The following is a 20,143-nucleotide window of genomic DNA, read 5'->3' as shown; positions in this document are numbered from 1 at the left end:
CTGCTGGCCGGCGCGTGCCGAGGTCAATCAGTGGCCGTGACCGCCGCCGTATCCGCCGCCATGGCCGCCACCGAAGCCGCCGCGACCGTAGCCACCGCCGAAGCCGCCGAAGCCCCCGCCAAAGCCGCCGAAGCCGCCGTGGCCGGAACCGCTTGAGGAGCCTTTGCCGCCGTCGCCGTGGCCGAAGCCACCGCCGAAGCCGCCCTTGCCGCCGTCACCGTGACCGCCGTCGCCATGGCCACCATCGCCGTGGCCACCATCGCCGTGGCCGCCATCACCGTGGCCGCCATCACCGTGACCGAAGCCACCGCCGAAGCCGCCCTTGCCGCCGTCACCGTGACCGCCGTCACCGTGACCGCCGTCGCCGTGGCCACCGTCGCCGTGGCCACCGTCGCCGTGGCCGCCATCACCGTGGCCGAAGCCACCGCCAAAGCCGCCCTTGCCGCTGTCACCGTGACCGCCGTCGCCATGGCCACCGTCGCCATGGCCACCGTCGCCATGGCCACCATCACCATGGCCACCATCGCCGTGGCCACCATCGCCGTGGCCGCCATCACCGTGGCCGAAGCCGCCGCCAAAGCCGCCCTTGCCGCCGTCACCGTGACCGCTGTCACCATGGCCGCCGTCGCCGTGGCCACCATCGCCGTGGCCGCCATCACCGTGGCCGCCATCACCGTGGCCGAAGCCGCCGCCAAAGCCGCCCTTGCCGCCGTCGCCATGGCCGCCGTCGCCATGGCCACCATCACCGTGGCCACCATCACCGTGGCCGAAGCCGCCGCCAAAGCCGCCGCCAAAGCCGCCCTTGCCGCCGTCACCGTAACCGCCGTCACCATGGCCGCCGTCGCCATGACCTCCGTCGCCGTGACCGAAGCCACCGCCGTACCCACCCTTGCCACCGTCGCCGTGACCGCCATCACCGTGACCGCTATTACCGTGGCCGCCATCACCGTGACCGCCGTCACCGTGGCCGCCATCGCCGTGACCGCTGTCACCATGGCCGCCGTCGCCGTGACCGCCATCACCGTGACCGCCGTCGCCATGGCCGCCATCACCGTGTCCGCCATCACCGTGACCACCTTCACCGTGGCCGCCATCGCCGTGGCCGCCGTCACCGTGGCCGCCGTCGCCGTGGCCGCCGTCACCGTGGCCGCCATCGCCGTGGCCGCCGTCACCATGGCCGCCATCGCCGTGGCCGCCATCGCCGTGGCCGCCGTCACCATGACCACCATCACCGTGACCGCCGTCACCGTGACCGCCATCACCGTGACCGCCGTCGCCGTGGCCGCCGTCACCGTGGCCGCCGTCACCGTGGCCGCCATCGCCGTGGCCGCCGTCACCATGACCACCATCACCGTGGCCGCCGTTGCCATGGCCGCCGTTGCCGCCGCCGTTGTCACCGCCACCACCGGTTCCGCCACCACCGGTTCCGCCGCCACCGGTTCCGCCGCCACCGGTTCCGCCGCCACCCGCTCCGGCACCACCCGCTCCGGCACCACCCGCTCCAGCACCGCCTGTCCCACTACCCGACCCACCGCCAGTACCACTGCTTCCGGCCCCATTGTTGCCGCTGCCGTTACCGCTGCCGTTGCCGTTGCCGTTGCCGTTGCCGTTGCCGTTGCCGTTGCCGTTGCCGTTGCCGTTGCCGTTGCCGTTGCCGTTGCCGTTGCCGTTGCCGCTGCCGTTACCGCTGCCGTTGCCGTTGCCGTTGCCGTTGCCGTTGCCGTTGCCGTTGCCGTTGCCGTTGCCGTTGCCGTTGCCGTTGCCGTTACCGCTGCCGTTGCCGTTGCCGTTGCCGTTACCGCTGCCGTTGCCGTTACCGTTGCCGTTGCCGTTCGCGTTGCCGTTACCGCCACTACCACCACCATTACCGCTTCCAGTGCTACCCGAGCCCACACCCGTCGAACCCGAACCGCTGCCGCTATTTGCGCCGGCATTGTTGCCGCCGCTTCGGCCACTACTACCCGTCGCCCCAGTTCCACCAGCGACCGCTGCGCCGACCGAAACCGCGCCTTCGCCGCCGCCCTGCAATCCCGCCGAATCCGCGCCTAATCCCGCAGCAGCAATTCCGGTCCCAATAGGCGTGCCCAGCGCGCTGGTGTCGTTCTTGCAGCCGAGCGTATCGAACATGGGACAGTCAGTCGGCAGCGTCTGCGCGAGAATGATCTTCGATGAATTCATCAGTGGCGCAGCGCTCACAGCCGAATTGGTCTGTGCGCCCGCCATCGCGGCATACAAACTGACCGCTATTGCCAATACCGCTTTGCGTGTTCCGAGTGCCAGCATATCCCCGTGTTGCTTTTTCATTTCATTCTCCTAACTACATCCTCGAAAGACCGGTCCAATTACTCAGTGCTTCTTTGTTCACTGATAAAAACAGATCTTCAAAGCCCAATCGGCGCCACCCGCGTCAGGAAATCGACGTGATGTGTGGCATTCCCCACACGCCAAATCCCGGTCCGATCTGACGTGCCTCAGGAGAAACGACTGGATGTGCCCAAATTTTTTTGGATGACACATCAAGGCCTGATGGACGTCGAAGTTATGCGCAGCACGACTCGGATACCGTGCGCTAGCCCACGCAAAGCGCGACTGCCAGCGCTTTTCCCTTATTAACAACGCGAGCCATCCACCGGATATTCCTAATTACCGGTTATCTTCACCCACGCGGAAACGACCGTCGTTCAATTAGTTTCCCGAACTAAATTAACAAAAACCAGACCAGTCCCGTCATGCCGCTTCAAACCCGAAAGACAGATAATCGAAAGATGCGCGCGCAACAATGCCTGCAAAGATGCACGAAGACATCGCGCCATAACTCATCCTGTTTGCGCGAAGCCGCACATAGCAGCGCATCCGTATCCGCACAAATGATGGCGATCCCACAGACATCACCGGACCGATCTGTGGATTCCGGTGACAATAGGGTCATCGTCGCTTCATCGAACAAGGGAAATCAGATGCTTTTATCCGAACAGTGGGTGTTGGTTACAGGCGGCGCACGGGGTCTCGGCGCCGCAATCACAAAGGCGCTGGTGCGCGAAGGCGCAGGCGTGGTGGTGAACTATCACAAGAGCCAGAAGCTCGCGTTCGGGCTGAAGGAGGAACTCGGTGATCGTGTTCTGCCGTTGCAGGCGGACGTCACGGACGCCGCAGCGGTCGCGCGTATGTTCGACACTGCACAGACGAAGACAGGGCAGCCGATAGTCTCGGTGGTGAACAACGCGCTGGCTGACTTTCAGTTCGACGGCGACGCGCGCCCGCAAATCGATTCGATCGACTGGTCGCGTTTCCAGCAACAACTGGACGGCTCACTCAAGGGCGCGCTCAACACGATTCAGGCGGCAGCGGCAGGCATGCGGGCGCGTGGCTTTGGCCGCATCGTCAATGTCGGCACGAATCTGTTCCAGAATCCCGTGGTGCCGTATCACGATTACACGGCGGCCAAAGCCGCGTTGCTATCGCTGACACGCACGGCTGCGCACGATCTCGGCCCGAGCGGCGTTACCGTCAACATGGTGTCGGGAGGGCTGTTGCGCACTACCGACGCCAGCGCGGCCACCCCGGAGTTCGTGTTCGACCTCATCGCCAGTTCCACGCCGGTGCGGCGCGTGACGACCCCCGAAGAGTTCGCGGACGCCGTGCTGTTCTTCCTGTCGCCGTGGGCGCGCGCCGTCACTGGGCAGAATCTGATCGTCGATGGCGGACTGGTGAAAGGCTGATAGCCAAAGAGCCCACGGCGAAGAGAGCAAATACATGCCCACAGAAGATCAGTTCACGTCCACCACGATCTTGCCGCGCGCACTGCCATCGGAAAGTGCGGTGTAGGCCTGCTCCGCCGTGCTCAAGTCGAAGCGTCGTGGGTCGATACGCGGCTTAAGCTTGCCTTGTCCAGCAAGGGCTGCGGCCACGCGCAACATTTCGCCATGGTGCGCCCGGCGCTCGCCAGAAAGCAGCGCGTCCAATGTGAACACGCCGGAATAAGTCGCTTCGCGAAACGAAAGCGGCGCAAGCGTGTGCGTGCCCCAACCGAGTGCACTCACCACATGGCCGAAGTGTCTGACCGCGGCGAACGACGCATCCAGCGTCGCGCCGCCCACGTTATCGACCACCAGATCGAAGCCTACACCCTGGGTGGCCGACGCCACGTATTGTTCGACGGTCTGCGCGCGGTAGTCGATCGGCGTGGCGCCAAGCGCCAGGACGAAGTCGAAATCGCGTTTGCTAACCGTCGAGAAAACGTGCGCGCCGAGCGCTCTGGCCAATTGCACGGCGACATTCCCGACGCCGCCCGCGCCGCCGTGTACGAGCACCGTCTGGCCGGCTCGCACATGCGCGCGATCGACAATGCCCGAATACGCAGTAATGAACGCAAGCGGCAACCCCGCCGCCTCGCGCATCGAAAGGCCGGACGGCTTCAATGCGAGCAGATCCGCATCGGCGCTCACGTACTGGGCGAGCGACCCCTGCATGCCACCCACGCCGCCGGTCATCCCATACACTTCGTCGCCTGCCTTGAAAGCGGTCACACCCTCGCCGACCGCGGCCACCACGCCTGCCATGTCGATCCCCAGCACGAGCGGCAGCGGATGGCGCGCGTGCCCTGCCGCGCCCGCGCGAATTTTTGCGTCCAGCGGGTTCAGGCCGCTTGCGGCGACGCGCACTAGCACTTCGCCTTTGGCGGCCTCGGGCCGGGCCAGTTCAGTGAGTTTGAGCGGACCATTGTGTTCGTGAAGAACGAGCGCTTGCATGGACATGATCGTTTCCTTCGAATGCGGTTGTGACGAGTCGATGCATGCATAATCGTCCATGCGAAAAGGCACGTAAATCGACACTTACGCACGGCACGCAAACAGAAATGAATGACTCGCATGAATGACTTCACGCCCGACTGGGACGACGTGCGCATCTTCCTCGCGATCGCCCGCAGCGGCACGCTGGGCGCGGCTGCGCGGCTCACTGGCCAGACCCAGCCGACCATGGGCCGGCGCCTGCGCGCGCTCGAGAAGTCGATCGGCCATACGCTGTTTCAGCGGACGCGCGACGGTTTCGTGCTCACCGACGAAGGGAACGCCGTGCTGCTTTACGCCGAGCGCATGGAGGAAGAGGCGCTCGGCTTCGGTCGCGCGCTCAGCGGCAAGGAGGAGGCGCTGACGGGAAAGCTGCGGGTGTCGTCGTCCGACTGGTTTGGCGTCCATGTGCTGACGCCCGTTTTTGCACGCTTTCTCGCGCGGCACCGCGAGGTGTCGATCGAACTCGTCACGGATTCGCGCCTCTTCAATCTCGCGCGCCGGGAGGCCGACCTCGTGTTCAGGATCACGCCTTTTGACGAAGCCGACATCGTGCAGCGAAAACTGATGCACATGGACTATGCGGTCTATGCCCGCGCTGACGTAGCAGCAAAGTACGCACGCCCTGCCGCCAGCACGGAGACACACGATGATGCGGCTTACACACTCATCGGCATGGACAGCCATTTCGCTGCGCTACCCGATGTCTTGTGGGCGAAACGTGTATTTCCGCGTGCGCGCCTCGCGTTCGGCAGCAACAATCGCGGCGCGCAGGCACGTATGTGCGCCGAAGGCATCGGACTCGCGGTGCTGCCGTGTCCGCTCGGCGACAGCACGCCTGGCATCGTACGGGTTGACGTCGGCGAGGCGCCGCCGGGCCGCGACGTCTGGTTTGGCTACCACCGCGACCTGCGGCGCGTCGCCCGGCTGCGCGCTTTGCTCGATATGACGATCGACGCGCTCGCCAACGTGGAGTCCTGACCCGCTCCGGCATGGCGCGCTCACACACACCAATGTCAGGCACGCGCCATGCTAATTAGCAAGCGACGGTCGGCCTGGCCGACGTCGCCGCAAGTAGACCGGTTTGCACTCGTACCCAAACAGATTGCAGCGCCAGACACAACTTAGATAACGCAAAAGGAAAACAAATCATGCGCAGAAGACAATTCATCATGACGACCAGCGCTGTTCTCGCCTCGGCAGGTCTTGGCCTCGCCGGTTGCACGACGACATCGCCGTCCTCGAGCGCATCGCCTTCGGCCAATGCAGGCAAGCGCGACACGATCAACGCGGGGATCGACTCGACGCTGTCGCGACTCTACGCAAACGTCGCCGGCTCGCGTGAGCTGGTAGCCAAGGCACGCGGGGTTCTCGTGTTTCCGAATGTCATCTCCGCGGGCTTCTGGGTCGGCGGCCAATACGGTGAAGGCGGTTTGCGCGTCGGCGGCCGTACTGCCGGCTACTACAGCACCGTCGCCGGTTCATTCGGTCTGCAGATCGGCGCGCAATCCAAGGCGCTCGTGTTCCTGTTCATGACGCAGGATGCGCTCGACAAATTCACGAGCAGCCAGGGCTGGGCCGCCGGTGCGGATGCGACCGTCGCGGTGTTGAAGGTCGGCGCGAACGGCGCAGTCGACACATCGACGGCCACGAGCCCGGTCGAAGCGTTCGTGCTGACCAACGGAGGCCTGATGGCCGGCGTGTCGCTCGAAGGTACGAAGGTCTCGCGTCTGATGATCTAAGCGGATCGAACGGCGGTCCGAAGCGCCACGCAGTCGCATAAGCGGCTGCGTGGCGCTTTCTATTTCGGCCGGCGGGCGCGCATTCCCGATGGCCTGCCGCGCAACTGCTTATCTGCGCGCCCGCTCGCGCAGCCTGCGGCGTGCACCATGCGCATTGATGATCGAGACAGCCGCCTCGTCGGTCGGAATGTCGCGACTGCTGTAAAATTCGCGCGTTTTGCACTTTCGCAATCTCGCCCAGGTAACGGTCGCGCCGACTGGCCTGGACGCATCATCTGCTGGAAAGCGCGTCGCTACACGCGTTCGGCCGGCACTCCTCTCTGTCCGACATGAATACCGCTCGACCCGCTCACGGCTGGTTTGCCAGCCTTTCCGGCATCCGGAGCAATGTGCTCGCCGGCCTGACATCGTCATTCGCACTGGTGCCGGAATGCATTGCGTTCGCGCTCGTCGCGCACCTCAATCCGTTGATGGGCCTGTACGGCGCGTTCTTCATCTGCACGATCACGGCGATTTTCGGCGGACGGCCCGGCATGATCTCCGGCGCAGCAGGTTCGATGGCGGTGGTGATCGTCGCGCTCGTCGTTGAGCACGGCGCGCAGTATCTGCTTGCCACCGTCGTATTGAGCGGGCTGCTGATGGTGCTGTTCGGCGCGCTGCGGCTAGGCAAGCTGATTCGCATGGTCCCGCACCCGGTGATGCTGGGCTTCGTTAATGGACTGGCTATCGTCATCGCGACGGCGCAGCTCGCGCATTTCCGCGAGCGCACGCTGAAGGGCGACGCGTGGCTGCACGGCGCGCCGCTCGCAATGATGAGCGGCCTCGTCGTGCTGACCATGGTGATCGTTTATCTGCTGCCGCGGCTCACGCGCGCCGCGCCGCCTGCGCTCGTGGCAATTGTCGGCGTGGGGCTGCTCACACAGTTGCTGCATCTGCCCACCCGCACGCTCGGCGATATGGCGCATATCGCGGGCGGTCTGCCGAGCCTGCACATGCCGGACGTGCCGTTCAATCTGGACACCCTGCGCATCGTGCTGCCCTATGCGGTGCTGATCGCGATCGTCGGTCTGCTGGAAACGCTGCTCACGTTCAATCTGACCGACGAAATCACCGAAACGCGCGGCCAGCCGAATCGCGAATGTCTGGCGCTGGGCGCCGCCAACATCGTATCGGGCCTGTGCGGCGGCATGGGTGGCTGCGCGATGATCGGTCAGACCATGATCAACCTCAATTCCGGCGGACGATCGCGGCTGTCCGGCATCGTCAGCGGCGTGATGATTCTGATGTACATCCTGTTTCTGTCGCCGTTGATCGAACGCATTCCGCTCGCCGCACTGGTCGGCGTGATGTTCGTCGTCGCGCAGCAAACTTTTGCATGGGGCTCGTTGCGAGTGCTCGGCAAGGTGCCGCGCAACGACGCGCTGGTGATCGTCGCCGTCACCGCCATCACGGTGGTCTCCGATCTGGCGATCGCCGTGTTGTGCGGCATCGTGATCGCCGCGCTGAACTTCGCCTGGCAGCATGCGCGGGAAATCCATGCGCACGTCGAGGAACAGGGCGGCGACAAGATCTACGTGCCGCGTGGCACGCTGTTTTTCGCGTCCACCATGCGTTTTCATGAACTTTTCGATCCGGCCAAGGATCCCGGCCGCATTACGATCGACTGCAGCCATCTGCTGCTTGCCGACCATTCCGCGCTTGCTGCGCTACAGGGACTCGTCGAGCGCTACCGGAAAGCCGGCAAGGAATTACGCATGAAAAATCTGTCCGAGCGCAACCAGCGCTTGTTAAGTCGCGCGGGAATTGCGTTGACGTAGCCGTAAAATTTCCCGCACTGGTTATTTTCGGGTAAATTGGACGCCTACACCGCGCTCTTCCGGAGACCAAGGTGACGAAACGCGGAAGCCTTGACGTTGAAACCGAATTCGCAATCTGGCGACGTCATGGTGTGGTTCTTCCAACTGCATCGCGGCGCGTGCTGATCGGTCATCGCGACACTGCGATCGGCGAGTCACTGGTTTTGCTGCTCACGCTCAAAGGTTACGAGGCGATTCACGCTGGCGATCTGACGAAAGTGCAATGCTTTCTGAAGTGGTGGCGCCCGCATGCGATCCTGCTCGACACGCGACTCGACGCCGTTCTCGACTATCGATTCACCCGCACGCTGCGCTCCGATCTCGCCAACGCCGATGTTCTGCTGCTCGCGATGAGCAATATCTGGCCGCGCGACCCGATCGGTCAGCTCAAGGACGCGGGTTTCGATGGCCATTGCCGGCGCCCGCTGTCACTATGGCGCGTGGTGGACATCCTCGAAGCCTATTTCGCCAACGCGTAGACGGCGCGGCAGGCGGGCTCGCGCGTCCATCATGGCGCGTCGTCGCCGGGCGGCAACGTCAGTGAGGCGACTTCGCAGCGTTCCCATTGGCGCAACACGCCGGGCGCCAGCAGGAGTTTGGCGGCGCGCACCCCGGCGCCCATCACCACCTGCTCGCGTTCCATGACAGCCGCGTCGACCAGAATGCGCCAGTCGTCCGGCAATCCGAACGCGGTAATGCCGCCGAACTCCATGCCACTGTGCTCGACCGCCGCCTCACGCTTCGCGAAAGATAGCCGCTGCGCGCCTAGCGCGGCCTTCACCGCGCCATTGATGTCGAGTCGCAGCGAGCCGAGCGAAACCAGCGCCGCATAATGCTCGCCGCCCTCCTTCCTGTAACGGATCACGATCGTGTTGGCGCAGTCTTCGAGACCAAAGCCATAGCGCGCACTGAACTGGGCGGTGTCGGAGGCGTCGTCGGCGACCGCGAAAACGGTTACACCCTGGGCGGGCAGCTGTTCGACCACGTGCGTGGGCAGGTGCGAGCAAAGTTGGTCTGCTGGAATGATGTCCAATTGCTTGACGGGTTCGTGCGAGTGCATTGGCGGCTCATGAGGAAAAGGTGCGTCATGCATTCTAGCGGCATGCACGCACGGCATGCGGGCGCACGACATGCGGCCGCAGGCCATGTGACGGGCCGTGCGTCCCAGGATAGAGCCCCACCCTTCGGCGCGCTTCCGGCGAGTGGCACAATGACAGGCATAAGGTTTGCGTAAGGCAACGCAGACGGCGTGACATGCACGCCTTATCAGCCCGCCTCGCCGGCATCTGTTGAAGCCGGCGCAGGACTGCATCGAGAAAGACGACCATGGATATCGACACGCTTTCCGCTGAAAACCTCCAGCACGTGGCGCGCAAGCAGGCCAACTGGGCGATTGGCGCCTTCAAACAGTTCGCCGACGACCGTTGCGCGGCGATGGCCGCCAGCATCGCCTTCTACGCCGCCTTTTCTCTGGCGCCGACGCTCGTCATGGTGATCGCGGTTGCGGGCTGGTTCTTCGGCGCGGAGGCCGCGCGCGGCGAACTGTTCAACCATATTCATGGGCTGCTCGGCGATCAGGCTGCGGCCGGCGTTCAGACCATCGTCGAAAACGCGCACCACAGCGGCAGTGCGGGTGGCATCGCCGCCATCGTGTCGCTTGCGACGCTGGTGATTGGCGCGTCGGCGACTTTTTCGTCGCTCAATAGCGCACTCAATATAGTATGGCCCGTCACCGGCCCACGGACATCGAGCGTGATCGCGCTGGTGCGTGTGCGGCTGATCTCGTTTGGCCTCGTGCTCGGCGTGGCTTTTCTGCTGATCGTGTCGCTGGTGCTGGATACCGTCATCACGTTTATCGGCAAATGGCTGTGGGGCGACTCGCCGTACGTCGTGATTGGCGACCTGCTGCAGCTCGGGGTCGGCTTGCTGGTGCTGGCATTCGCCTTTGCCGGTCTGCTGAAATTCCTGCCCGATGCGAAAGTGCGTTGGCGCGATGCGCTCGTCGGCGGGGCGGTTGCGGCCGTGCTGTTCTCGGCGGGCAAAAAACTCTTTGCGCTCTATCTCGCGCATGCCGGCATGGCTACGTCGTTTGGCGCGGCAGGCTCGCTTGCCGTGCTGCTGATGTGGCTGTACTTCTCGGCGGCTGTGTTACTGCTCGGCGCGGAATTCTCGGCGGCGCGCGGGCGTCTGTACGATCCGCGCGGCGAGTGGGGCATGCAGGAGGACGCGCCGCCGGGAAGCCGCGCGAAGCTCGCCTCCGTGCTGGCAGCGTCGACCGTACCCGCAGAGGCAAGGCCGACTGCCAGCGACAGCCCCACCGGCGGCGTTGCAGTGCCGCCGGCCGCTGCGGCACGCGGCGCGCTCGCCGGGACCCGCATGCCGGCATCGCCCGCTGCGGCGGCCGTGAAAGCCACGACTTCGATATTCCGCGTGCAGCCGCGCAAGGCGGCTTCCGCGCGGGCAACTGCGCTCAAGGTCGGCCGCTCGGTGCTGCAAGCCGAAGCGCAAGCCACCCGCATCGCCGCCGTCACGCTGGTCCGCGCGAGCCGCAAGGCGGTGGTGGCCGACCGCTACGTCAGGCGCCACCCGTGGACGTCCGTGCTGGTGGTGGCGGCGGCGGGTCTCGCTGCCGCTACGGTCGCGCGTCGCAACAGTGACGAAACGCACCGCAATCCATGACCGCTCGAACGTAACAATCAGGCAGGGGCGTTCGCCAGACACGCGGCCGGGTGTCGCTAACCTCTTCGATGAACACCGCTGCCGGGTCTTCCGGCCACTGGCGTGTTCACACAGACCTCCTTTTGTCCAGCATCCGCGTCAAGCGAGAGAACGCTCCATTTTTACGCAAACGGCGCCGCTCGCCGGTCGCGGTTAGACGACTTGATTACGAGATCCCTTCACTTTGCCATCCAAAAGACTGGCTTCCACACCGACACTGTCAACGAAACAACAATAATGTCAGGTCAACGAATAACTATTGCGGAAATGGAAACAATCGTTAACGCGCTTTAAATACAAGACCTTGCGCGGTTTGTCGGTTTTTGGAGACAGTCTTTTTTTTCCAGTTCTTCTGCACTGAGTCGGTGAGCTATTCTCCTTCCCGCAACAACGAAACTAATCATCTGCGTGGAGAAATGGATGAAACGAATCGCACTGTCTACCCTCTCGCTGGCGCTTCTCGGCGTCACTGGCGTGGCACATGCTCAAAGCAGCGTTACCCTGTACGGTTTGATCGACGAATCGGTCCAGTACGCGCACAACACGGTTGATGCGGCCGGCAAGAACAGCAACCAGGTTGGCCTGGTCGGCGGCAACCTGCAAGGCGACCGCTGGGGCTTGAAGGGTACAGAAGACCTGGGCGGCGGCCTGAAGGCGATTTTCCAGTTGGAAAACGGCTTTGACATCAACAGCGGCAAGCTGGGTCAAGGCGGCAAGATGTTCGGTCGTCAAGCCTACGTCGGCCTGACGGGCGATCAGTGGGGTACGGTCACGCTGGGTCGTCAGTACGATCCGCTGGTCGACCTGGTGCAGCCGCTGACGGCTGACAACTATTTCGGTTCCACCTTCGCAACGCCGGGCGACGTCGACAACAACGACAACTCCTCGCGTACGAACAGCGCCGTCAAGTACACCTCGCCGGTGTGGAGCGGCTTCCAGTTCGAAGGCATGTACGCATTCGGCGGCGTGGCCGGCTCGGTGGGTTCGGGTCAAACGTGGTCGGGCGCAGCAACATATGCAACGGGTCCGTTCAGCGTGGCTGCCGGCTACTTCCGCGCAGACAACGGCAACACGCTGGCTAGCCGCACGGCTGGCACGCCGCCGGCAGCTGGCTGGAACGGCAGCACGTCCGACGGCACGTTCGACAACCAGATCAACGGCGCATACGTCGCTGCCAAGTCGATCGGCATCGCTTCGGTCGCTGTGCAATACGTAGCAGGTCCGTTCACGGCTAACCTGCGCTACAGCAACGCACAGTACAAGCCGGACGCGAACTCGGGCTTCGGTTCGACCGAGAAGTACAACATCGGTGGCGCATACCTGGGTTACCAGGCAACGCCGGCTCTGCTGGTTGGTGTGGGCTACATCTACACGAAGTCGAGCGGCGATTCGGGCGCAACGTACCACCAGGCTTCCATCGGCGGCGACTACAACCTGTCGAAGCGTACCGATATCTACCTGGTTGGCGCATACCAGCACGCAAGCGGCGACCAACGTGTCGGCGGCGCGCTCGTGAACGCAGGCGCAGCAATCGGTTCGTACAGCTACAACTCGGCATCCAGCTCGCAAGAACTGGTCAGCCTGGGCATCCGCCACAAGTTCTAATCGAATTTGACGGACTGCTGAAGCAACACGCAGTTGAAGTTGAAGACCAGCCACGGGCGAAAGCCTGTGGCTGGTTTTTTTTCGTCACGTGAGTCGGCGCGGCGTCCGCTTGCATCGATTGGCTGGTGAAGGTGTGCTAGCTGCAAAGCGGTCGCGGAATGAAAAAGGCCGCCAGGTGCCCGTATTCGCGGGTGTGGCGGCCGTTCTTACGCAGTGTGAGGGTCGGTCGACGGTGGGTTAGCGCCTTTATATTAGCGCCTTTGTATTAGCGCCTTTGTATTAGCGCCTTTGTATTAGCGCCTTTCCATCAACGCCGTTGCAACCTGCCTTTTTCCGCCTGCGCCAGGGTCTGCGCGGGCGTGGCGTCGTGATCGTGTTCGACGCCGTCGGAGCCAACCGGTCCGCGATGCAGCACCAGTGCGCGCTCCCGCCGCAACACCGGCACATTGGCCGAATCCTGCCAGTCCGGATCGGGGATTTCGCCGAACACCTGACGCAGCCGCTCACCCCACGTGCGATGGATCATGCCAAAATATTCGTTGTCCTGGTCGATCGAAACGAAGCGCGTGACGCGCAACGAATCCTTCTGATAGACGAGCAGGTCGAGCGGCAGACCGACGGACAGATTCGAGCGCAGCGTGGAGTCCATCGAGATCAGCGCGCATTTGGCGGCTTCGTCGAGCGGCGTGGACGGCGTGAGCACGCGGTCGATAATCGGCTTGCCATACTTGGCCTCGCCGATCTGGAAATACGGATTCACCGCCGACGCCTCGATGAAATTGCCCGCCGCGTAGATCATGAAAAGCCGCGGCCGGTTGCCCGCAATCTGTCCGCCGAGAATAAAGCTGCAATTGAAGTCGACGCCGAATTCCTCCAGCGCCTTCGCCTCGCGCTTGTGCACGCAGCGCACGGCGCGGCCAATTACGCGAGCGGCGTCCGCCATGGTGGGCGCGTTCCACATCGTGGGCTGCGCGCCGTCCGCCGGCTCGGTGAGTTCGTGCAGCACAGCCTGCGTAAGCGACAGATTGCCGGCGCCCATCAGCACGAGCATGCGTTCGCCCGGCTGCTCGAACACCGACATCTTGCGCGCGGTGCTGATGCGATCGACACCTGCGTTGGTCCGCGTGTCCGACAGGAACACGAGACCCTCGTCGACGGACATCGCAACACAGTAAGTCATAGTGAAAAGTACCCGCAAAAAGCCGACTGAACGGCGCTATTGTAAATCGGCGCGCATGCGCCTCTCTTCACTATTACGGCTGTTGCGGGCCCGAACTGAATGGCGGCGAGCGACGACACACCCGTCATCCACTTACTGCGGCGGCTGCGCGCTCACCGTGACCGAGACTTTCAGTTGCTCGTCCAGCCCGCCGATACGCCGTCCACGCACCGGCGCAGCGGCCTCGTAATCGCGTCCCACCGCGAGCCGGCAGTAAATTTCGCTGGCAAACGCGGCGTGCGTGACGTCGACGGAAATCCAGCCCCGGCCGTCCAGCCACACATCGACCCACGCATGGCTCGCCCCGTGCGGGCCGCCAGCCGCGCTGTCGCGAGGATTAGCGTTGCCGGGTTCGATATAGCCGCTTACGTAGCGCGCCGGAATATTGCGGGCGCGGCAGCACGCGAGCATCAGGTGCGCATGGTCCTGACAAACCCCGTTGCCGAGTTCCAGCGCTTGGGCAGCGGTGCTGGTGACTTCGGTAATACCCGTGGTGTACTTCACGCGCTGCAGGATCTGCTCGGACAACGCGATGAGACCCGCCGGGCTCGACAGGCTTTCCACCGACTCCGCAAGGTCGCGCACCGCCGGATTCGCTTCGGTCAGTCGCGTCGAGCACGTAAAGTGTTCGAGCGGAATCGGTCCGACCGCGTCGGGCAAATGACCGTCCATCAGCGGAATGGTGTCGACTTCGCCCGACACCTGCAGGCGGATTTCGCTGTGCGGCTTGTTGATCACCAGCGTATGCAGCACGTTGCCGTATGCGTCGAAGGTCGCGTCGAGCTTGCCGGGCGCGTCGATGTTCCAGCGCCGCACCACCTGCGAGGCGCCGCTTGCCGGCGTCAGGCGCAACTGCTGGATCGAATAATGGACGGTCGCTTCGTAGCGATAGGACGTGTCGTGGCGGATCGTCAGGTACATGGGTGAACTCCGTCAGGCGACTGGCAGCATCAGATAAGTACGCGCGACCATGTTGCCCAGCTCGAACACGCGAGCGAGGAACTGGGTCAGATAGGCGTGCAGGCCGGCTTCGAAAATCTGCCGGATGTCCGAATAAACAAGCTCGGCGCGCAACTTGCCCGCGAAACGTTCGCACTGGTTCGAGCCGGACGTTCGCAGCATGGCCAGATTCGCGCACACGCCTTCGAGCGAAGCCAGCAGCGAGCGCGGCATCTGCGGATTCAGAATCATCAGCTCGACCACGCGAGCCGGCGTGACCACGTCGCGATAGACCTTGCGATAGATTTCGAGCGCCGACACCGAACTCAGAATCGAGGTCCAGTAATAGAAGTCTTCGAGCTGACGCGCGGCGTCGCGTGAATTCGGTTCGACGTTGGCAAAGCGCACGTCGAGAATCCGCGCGGTGTTGTCGGCACGCTCCAGGTAGGTGCCGAGTTGCGTGAAGAAGAACGCGTCGTCCTGCAGCGCGGTGCCGATCGTCACGCCGCGCGACAGATGCGAGCGAAACTTAACCCATTCGAACAATGCACCCGGATTGCTCGACGCCTGCCCCGACGAACTGCGCTCATTGAATTCGAGCCAGGTGTCGTTGATGGTCTCCCACCACTCGGTGGTCAGCGTGCCGCGCACCGCCCGGGCATTTTCACGCGCAGCCTGCAGACACGAATGAATGCTCGACGGATTGGTCGCATCCGCCACCATGAAATCGAGCACATGTTCGCGCGTGGGTTCGTCGTAACGCTTGGCGAACGCGGCTTCGAGTTCGGAGATGCGCAGCACCGAACGTTGCGCACGCGCCTCCTGCTCCGGCGTTTGCGGCAGCAACAACGCCTTGAGGTTGATGTCGAGCATGCGGGCGGTATTCTCCGCGCGCTCCATGTAGCGGGCCATCCAGAAGAGGTGATCGGCGGTGCGGCTTAGCATGACGGCATTCCGTATCTGATGACGCGAGCCTTCGTTCAGAACCGAAGGAGAAAGTCGCGCTGGTTATCCGTAAGCGCCGGCGGCGTGCGGCCCCGGCGCGTTGGGTGGCTATCGGGATCGCGCGATGCGACGGACTCGGCCGCATCCGCATTCGGGACGGCAACCGCGTCAGTCGACCATCCAGGTATCCTTGGTCCCGCCTCCCTGCGACGAATTGACGACGAGCGAGCCTTCCTGCAGAGCGACACGCGTCAGACCCCCTGCGCACATCGTCACGCCTTTGCCCGACAGCACGAACGGGCGCAGGTCGATATGACGTGGCGCAATGCCCGATTCGACGAACGTCGGACAGGCGGACAGTGCGAGCGTCGGCTGCGCGATGTAACCCGCGGGGCGTGCGATCAGCCGCTCGCGGAACGACTCGATTTCTGCTTTCGTCGAAGCCGGCCCGACCAGCATCCCGTAGCCGCCCGCGCCATGCACTTCCTTGACGACGAGTTCCGGCAGATGCGCGAGCGTATAGGCGAGGTCGTCCGGCTTGCGGCACTGGAAGGTGGGAACGTTATTGAGGATCGGCTTCTCACCGAGATAAAACTCGATCATTTCCGGCACGTACGGGTAGATCGACTTGTCGTCGGCGATACCCGTGCCCATTGCGTTGGCGAGCGCGACGCGGCCTGCGCGATACGCGGTCAGCAAGCCCGGCACGCCGAGCGCCGAGTCGTTGCGGAACGCGAGCGGGTCGAGAAAATCGTCGTCCACGCGACGGTAGATCACGTCCACGCGCTTTGGCCCTTGCGTGGTGCGCATGAACACGTAATTGTCGTCGACGAACAGGTCTTTGCCTTCCACCAGTTCCACACCCATTTGCTGCGCGAGGAACGTGTGCTCGAAGTAGGCGGAGTTGTACATGCCCGGCGTCAGCACCACCACCACCGGATCGTCGACGCCTTCGGGCGCAACCGAGCGCAGTGTGTCGAGCAGCAGATCAGGATAATGCGCGACCGGCGCAATGCGGTTCTGCACGAACAGCTCGGGGAAAAGCCGCATCATCATCTTGCGGTTCTCGAGCATGTACGACACACCCGACGGCACCCGCAGATTGTCTTCGAGCACGTAGAAGTCGCCCTCGTCACCGGCGCGAACCACGTCGACACCCGCGATATGCGCGTAAACACCAAGCGGCACGTTCACGCCCTGCATCTCGGGGCGGTACTGCGCGTTCGTGTAGACCTGCTCGGCCGGCACGATGCCCGCTCGCACGATATTGCGATCGTGATAGACGTCGTGGATGAACAGATTGAGTGCCCGCACCCGCTGCCGCAACCCGGCTTCGAGCGTTTGCCATTCGCTGCGCGGAATGATGCGCGGAATCAGATCGAAGGGAATCAGCCGCTCGGTGCCAGACAGATCGCCGTTCACCGCAAACGTGATGCCGACCCGGCGAAACAGCAGATCGGCTTCGGCGCGTTTGCGCGCGATCGCCTCATTGCCCTGCTTGACCAACCACCGCTCAAAACGCGCGTAATGTGGCCGCACGGCATCATCATGATGACGCATCTCGTCATAGCATCGCATGTCACGCCCCGCTCTTGTTGTCGGATAGAAGGCGAATGCGCTGCGCATTCGGTGTTCGACAATCGATCAAGCAAGCGCTATGCCATTCTGCTTTTCGCGCGCGCCACGCAACGCGTGCACGCAAACAGCGCATCCCGGCTGGCAAGGCTTCGCTGCCATCGTACTGCGACGGCCCATGATGCGCTAGTGCGGTGCAAATGCGGCACCACGGTGCGCGGCGGCGCTGCGCGCACACGAGCCGGAGCATGCGTGCTAACCATATAAAAAAATCCCCGTGGATTCGCATCCACGAGGATCAATACAACGAGCGCGACGGCCCGGCGCGAGCGTCAACCACGTTTGAACCGTGGCTGCGCTCAGCGCGATCAGCCCGCAGCAGCGTCTTTCAGCTTCTTCAGCGGACGTGCCTTGATACGCACGCTAGCCGGCTTGGCCGGGAACCAGCGTTCTTCGCCCGAGAACGGGTCTTTGCCAAAGCGGCGCTTCTTCGCCGGCACGGCTTGCACGACGATCTTCAGAAGACCCGACAGCGTGAACTCACCTGCGCCCTTCTTGTGAACTGCGCCGAGAATCGTGTCTTCCAGCGCGGCCAGAACGGCCTTGGCGGTTTTCGGTTCGACAGCGGCGCGTTCAGCGACGTGTGCAGCCAGCGAGGCCTTCGTGAAGGTGTCCTTGATCGGCGACGGTGCGCTGGACGCCTTCACGGCGACCTTCTTAGCTGCGACGGCCTTCTTCGCAGGGACTTTCTTTGCAGCAACCTTCTTGGTCGGTACCGGGGCAGCAGCCTTCTTGGCCACCTTTTTTGCGGAAGTCGGCATGTTTCTCCTACCTGTTGTGGTCAGTGAATTGCAAGAAGCGCACACGGTATGTGCACGCCCAAGGGCGGATTCTACAAGTGCCAAGGCGATTTGCGCGAATCTTTTGTGTATAACAGCGACGGTGTGTTGCGCGGCGCAGACTGCGCAACTCATTTTGAGCCTTGTTTTAGCGGCTAAAACTGCATTTGACCCGCCTGCGTGTATTCCACAACACGAACAGGTAACTCAGGTTACAAGTCATTTCGATGCCTACGTGCAGGCACTTTCTGAATCGGGCGAACGCACGCGGATAACAATGCGCAGGCAAAAGTCAGCTTCGTGAATCGCGCGCACCGCGGTTCGCGCCTTGACTTGCGAGAGTCAGAAGCACACCGCCGCTGCAGCGAGCGACGACAGCGCCCGTGACGCTCAGCTCATTGCAGCGCTCATACGGCGTCGCTTGCCATAGCGCCGGCTTGCGAGGCAAGGCGCGGCAAAACGGTAGCGAGCCGCGTGAGCGCAGCGTCGATGTGCTCGACGGCAATGTTGCCGTAGCCGAAGATCAGTCCGGCCGGTGGCTTCGTGCGCTGATAGAAAGGCGCGAGCCCATAGAGTCCGATCGACATGTCATGCGCGGCTTTGACAACCGCCGTTTCCGTCAACGGCGCTTTCAGGTGCGCGGCCATATGAATACCGGCGATAGGCGTGATCGGATCGAACCACGGCGCAAGATCGCCGTACAGGTGGTCGAGCAGCATCGCGCGGCGCGCGGCGTAAGTCTTATGCATGCGCCGCAGATGCTTGGCAAAGTCGCCGTTCAGCATGAACGACGCGAGCGCGGTTTGCGTGAGCGTGCAGCCGTGCCAGTCGCCGATCTGCCGCGCCTTGAAAAGCGCACCGTAAAGCGATGCCGGCGGCACCACGTATCCCACGCGCAACTCCGGGAAGATGGTCTTGGAAAACGTGCCTACGTAGGCGACAAGACCGGCGCGATCGAGACTCTTGAGCGGCTCCATCGGCCGTCCTTCGAAACGGTATTCGCAGTCGTAGTCGTCCTCGATGATCACCGCGCCGCGCTTCTGCGCCCACTCGAGCAATTCGACGCGGCGCTCCAGGCTCATCGGCATACCGAGCGGAAATTGATGCGACGGCGTCACGTAAACGAGCCGCGCCTTGTCCGGCAGCTTGCTCACGATGAGTCCTTCGCTATCCACCGGCACCGGCGCGACGCGCGCGCCGGTCGTGGTGAAGCATGCGCGCGCCGGCGGATAACCCGGCTCTTCAATAGCCGCGATGTCGCCTGGACGCAGCGTGACGCGCGCCATCAGATCGAGCGCGTGCTGGGCGCCCTGCGTGACGATCACCTCGTCCCAGTTGCTCGTCACGGCGCGATGAAAGGCGAGGTAGCGCGAGATCGCAAGGCGCAATTCCTGTTCGCCGGCGGCATCGCGATAAATGCCCGGCCCGCGAGACTGCACGCGCAATGCATGGTTGATGCAGCGGCGCCAGACGTCGAACGGGAACAACGATTTGTCCGTCGCGCCACCGACGAAATCCTGCGGCGACGGCACGGAGGGTCGAGGCAGCGGCAGACTGGCGGGCAGACTGTCCCACATGGGCTGTGCGCGCGCCGCGGCCGCCCTGGCCCGCTCACGCGTAGCGTCCGCGCCGCCCGCGTTGGTCGAACGCTCCAGGGGCAAGCGCTCGAGGCCGTCGGCGACAAACGTGCCGGACCCGGCGCGCGCGCTCAGATAGCCTTCGGAAAGCAGGCGCTCGAATACATCGAGCGTTGTCTTGCGCGACACGCCGAGTTGCGTGGCGAGATCGCGCGTGGACGGCAAGCGTGTGCCGCCGGCGAGGCGCCCTTCGAGAATACCGGCGCGCAATTGTCGATAGATCTGTCCGGACAGATCGTGGCGCCCTTCAATCGAGATGTGGATTTCCATGCGGATGGTTA

Annotated in this window: 16 protein-coding genes; 8 read left to right on the top strand and 8 right to left on the bottom strand. The window is 63.5% G+C overall.

Translation table 11 applies throughout. The annotated features are described in order from the left end of the window. The first annotated feature begins 177 nt into the window (after positions 1–177). Both AAGS40_RS17270 and AAGS40_RS17265 read left to right on the top strand, forming a co-directional pair. Positions 178–2,049, top strand: a complete 1,872-nt coding sequence (locus AAGS40_RS17270) for a hypothetical protein (RefSeq protein WP_345816000.1) — start codon at positions 178–180, stop codon at positions 2,047–2,049. 908 nt (positions 2,050–2,957) lie between these two features. Continuing rightward, a complete protein-coding gene (locus tag AAGS40_RS17265; protein ID WP_345815999.1) occupies positions 2,958–3,719 on the top strand; it encodes a 3-oxoacyl-ACP reductase in 762 nt (253 codons plus the stop codon). A 48-nt stretch (positions 3,720–3,767) separates the two neighbouring features. Here AAGS40_RS17265 and AAGS40_RS17260 read toward each other — a convergent pair whose 3' ends face one another. Then, complete coding sequence (locus AAGS40_RS17260; protein WP_345815998.1) at positions 3,768–4,754, bottom strand: zinc-dependent alcohol dehydrogenase family protein; 987 nt, start codon at positions 4,752–4,754, stop codon at positions 3,768–3,770. A 114-nt stretch (positions 4,755–4,868) separates the two neighbouring features. On the opposite strand from AAGS40_RS17260, the gene AAGS40_RS17255 reads away from it, so the two are divergent. From AAGS40_RS17255 to AAGS40_RS17240, 4 genes are all read left to right on the top strand, one after another. Next, on the top strand, positions 4,869–5,768 hold the full coding sequence (locus tag AAGS40_RS17255; RefSeq protein WP_345816608.1) for a LysR family transcriptional regulator: 900 nt from the start codon (positions 4,869–4,871) through the stop codon (positions 5,766–5,768). Between the two features lie 170 nt (positions 5,769–5,938). Continuing rightward, complete coding sequence (locus AAGS40_RS17250) at positions 5,939–6,529, top strand: YSC84-related protein (RefSeq protein WP_345815997.1); 591 nt, start codon at positions 5,939–5,941, stop codon at positions 6,527–6,529. A 329-nt stretch (positions 6,530–6,858) separates the two neighbouring features. Then, on the top strand, positions 6,859–8,346 hold the full coding sequence (locus tag AAGS40_RS17245) for a SulP family inorganic anion transporter (protein WP_345815996.1): 1,488 nt from the start codon (positions 6,859–6,861) through the stop codon (positions 8,344–8,346). 131 nt (positions 8,347–8,477) lie between these two features. Beyond that, positions 8,478–8,864, top strand: a complete 387-nt coding sequence (locus AAGS40_RS17240; RefSeq protein WP_345815995.1) for a histidine kinase — start codon at positions 8,478–8,480, stop codon at positions 8,862–8,864. Positions 8,865–8,893: 29 nt separating this feature from the next. Here the strand turns inward: AAGS40_RS17240 and AAGS40_RS17235 are convergent, their stop codons facing one another. Then, a complete protein-coding gene (locus tag AAGS40_RS17235; RefSeq protein ID WP_345815994.1) occupies positions 8,894–9,445 on the bottom strand; it encodes a YbaK/EbsC family protein in 552 nt (183 codons plus the stop codon). Positions 9,446–9,711: 266 nt separating this feature from the next. Between AAGS40_RS17235 and AAGS40_RS17230 the strand changes: the two genes are divergently transcribed. Both AAGS40_RS17230 and AAGS40_RS17225 read left to right on the top strand, forming a co-directional pair. Next, positions 9,712–11,064 (top strand): YihY/virulence factor BrkB family protein, encoded by a 1,353-nt coding sequence (locus tag AAGS40_RS17230; RefSeq protein ID WP_345815993.1) that lies wholly within the window; start codon positions 9,712–9,714, stop codon positions 11,062–11,064. A 459-nt stretch (positions 11,065–11,523) separates the two neighbouring features. Beyond that, positions 11,524–12,708 (top strand): porin, encoded by a 1,185-nt coding sequence (locus AAGS40_RS17225; protein ID WP_345815992.1) that lies wholly within the window; start codon positions 11,524–11,526, stop codon positions 12,706–12,708. A gap of 307 nt (positions 12,709–13,015) precedes the next feature. On the opposite strand, the gene AAGS40_RS17220 is transcribed toward AAGS40_RS17225, so the two are convergent. The 6 genes from AAGS40_RS17220 to AAGS40_RS17195 all read right to left on the bottom strand — a co-directional run bounded on the left by AAGS40_RS17220 (position 13,016) and on the right by AAGS40_RS17195 (position 20,132). Further along, complete coding sequence (locus AAGS40_RS17220) at positions 13,016–13,888, bottom strand: proteasome-type protease (protein WP_345815991.1); 873 nt, start codon at positions 13,886–13,888, stop codon at positions 13,016–13,018. Positions 13,889–14,020: 132 nt separating this feature from the next. After that, on the bottom strand, positions 14,021–14,848 hold the full coding sequence (locus AAGS40_RS17215) for a transglutaminase family protein (protein WP_345815990.1): 828 nt from the start codon (positions 14,846–14,848) through the stop codon (positions 14,021–14,023). 12 nt (positions 14,849–14,860) lie between these two features. Beyond that, positions 14,861–15,811: an alpha-E domain-containing protein gene (locus AAGS40_RS17210; protein WP_345815989.1), complete on the bottom strand. Its 951-nt coding sequence runs from the start codon at positions 15,809–15,811 to the stop codon at positions 14,861–14,863. Between the two features lie 168 nt (positions 15,812–15,979). Continuing rightward, a complete protein-coding gene (locus tag AAGS40_RS17205) occupies positions 15,980–17,389 on the bottom strand; it encodes a circularly permuted type 2 ATP-grasp protein (RefSeq protein WP_345815988.1) in 1,410 nt (469 codons plus the stop codon). A 365-nt stretch (positions 17,390–17,754) separates the two neighbouring features. Next, a complete protein-coding gene (locus tag AAGS40_RS17200; RefSeq protein ID WP_345815987.1) occupies positions 17,755–18,207 on the bottom strand; it encodes an HU family DNA-binding protein in 453 nt (150 codons plus the stop codon). A 425-nt stretch (positions 18,208–18,632) separates the two neighbouring features. Then, positions 18,633–20,132 carry a PLP-dependent aminotransferase family protein gene (locus AAGS40_RS17195; protein WP_345815986.1) on the bottom strand — a complete coding sequence of 500 codons (1,500 nt, stop codon included), beginning with the start codon at positions 20,130–20,132 and terminating at the stop codon, positions 18,633–18,635. Positions 20,133–20,143 lie beyond the last annotated feature (11 nt).

This window comes from Paraburkholderia sp. PREW-6R, assembly GCF_039621805.1.
Taxonomy (GTDB): Bacteria; Pseudomonadota; Gammaproteobacteria; order Burkholderiales; family Burkholderiaceae; genus Paraburkholderia.
The sequence above is the reverse complement of the archived record's forward strand: the minus strand, read 5'-3'. Positions and strand labels throughout refer to the sequence as shown.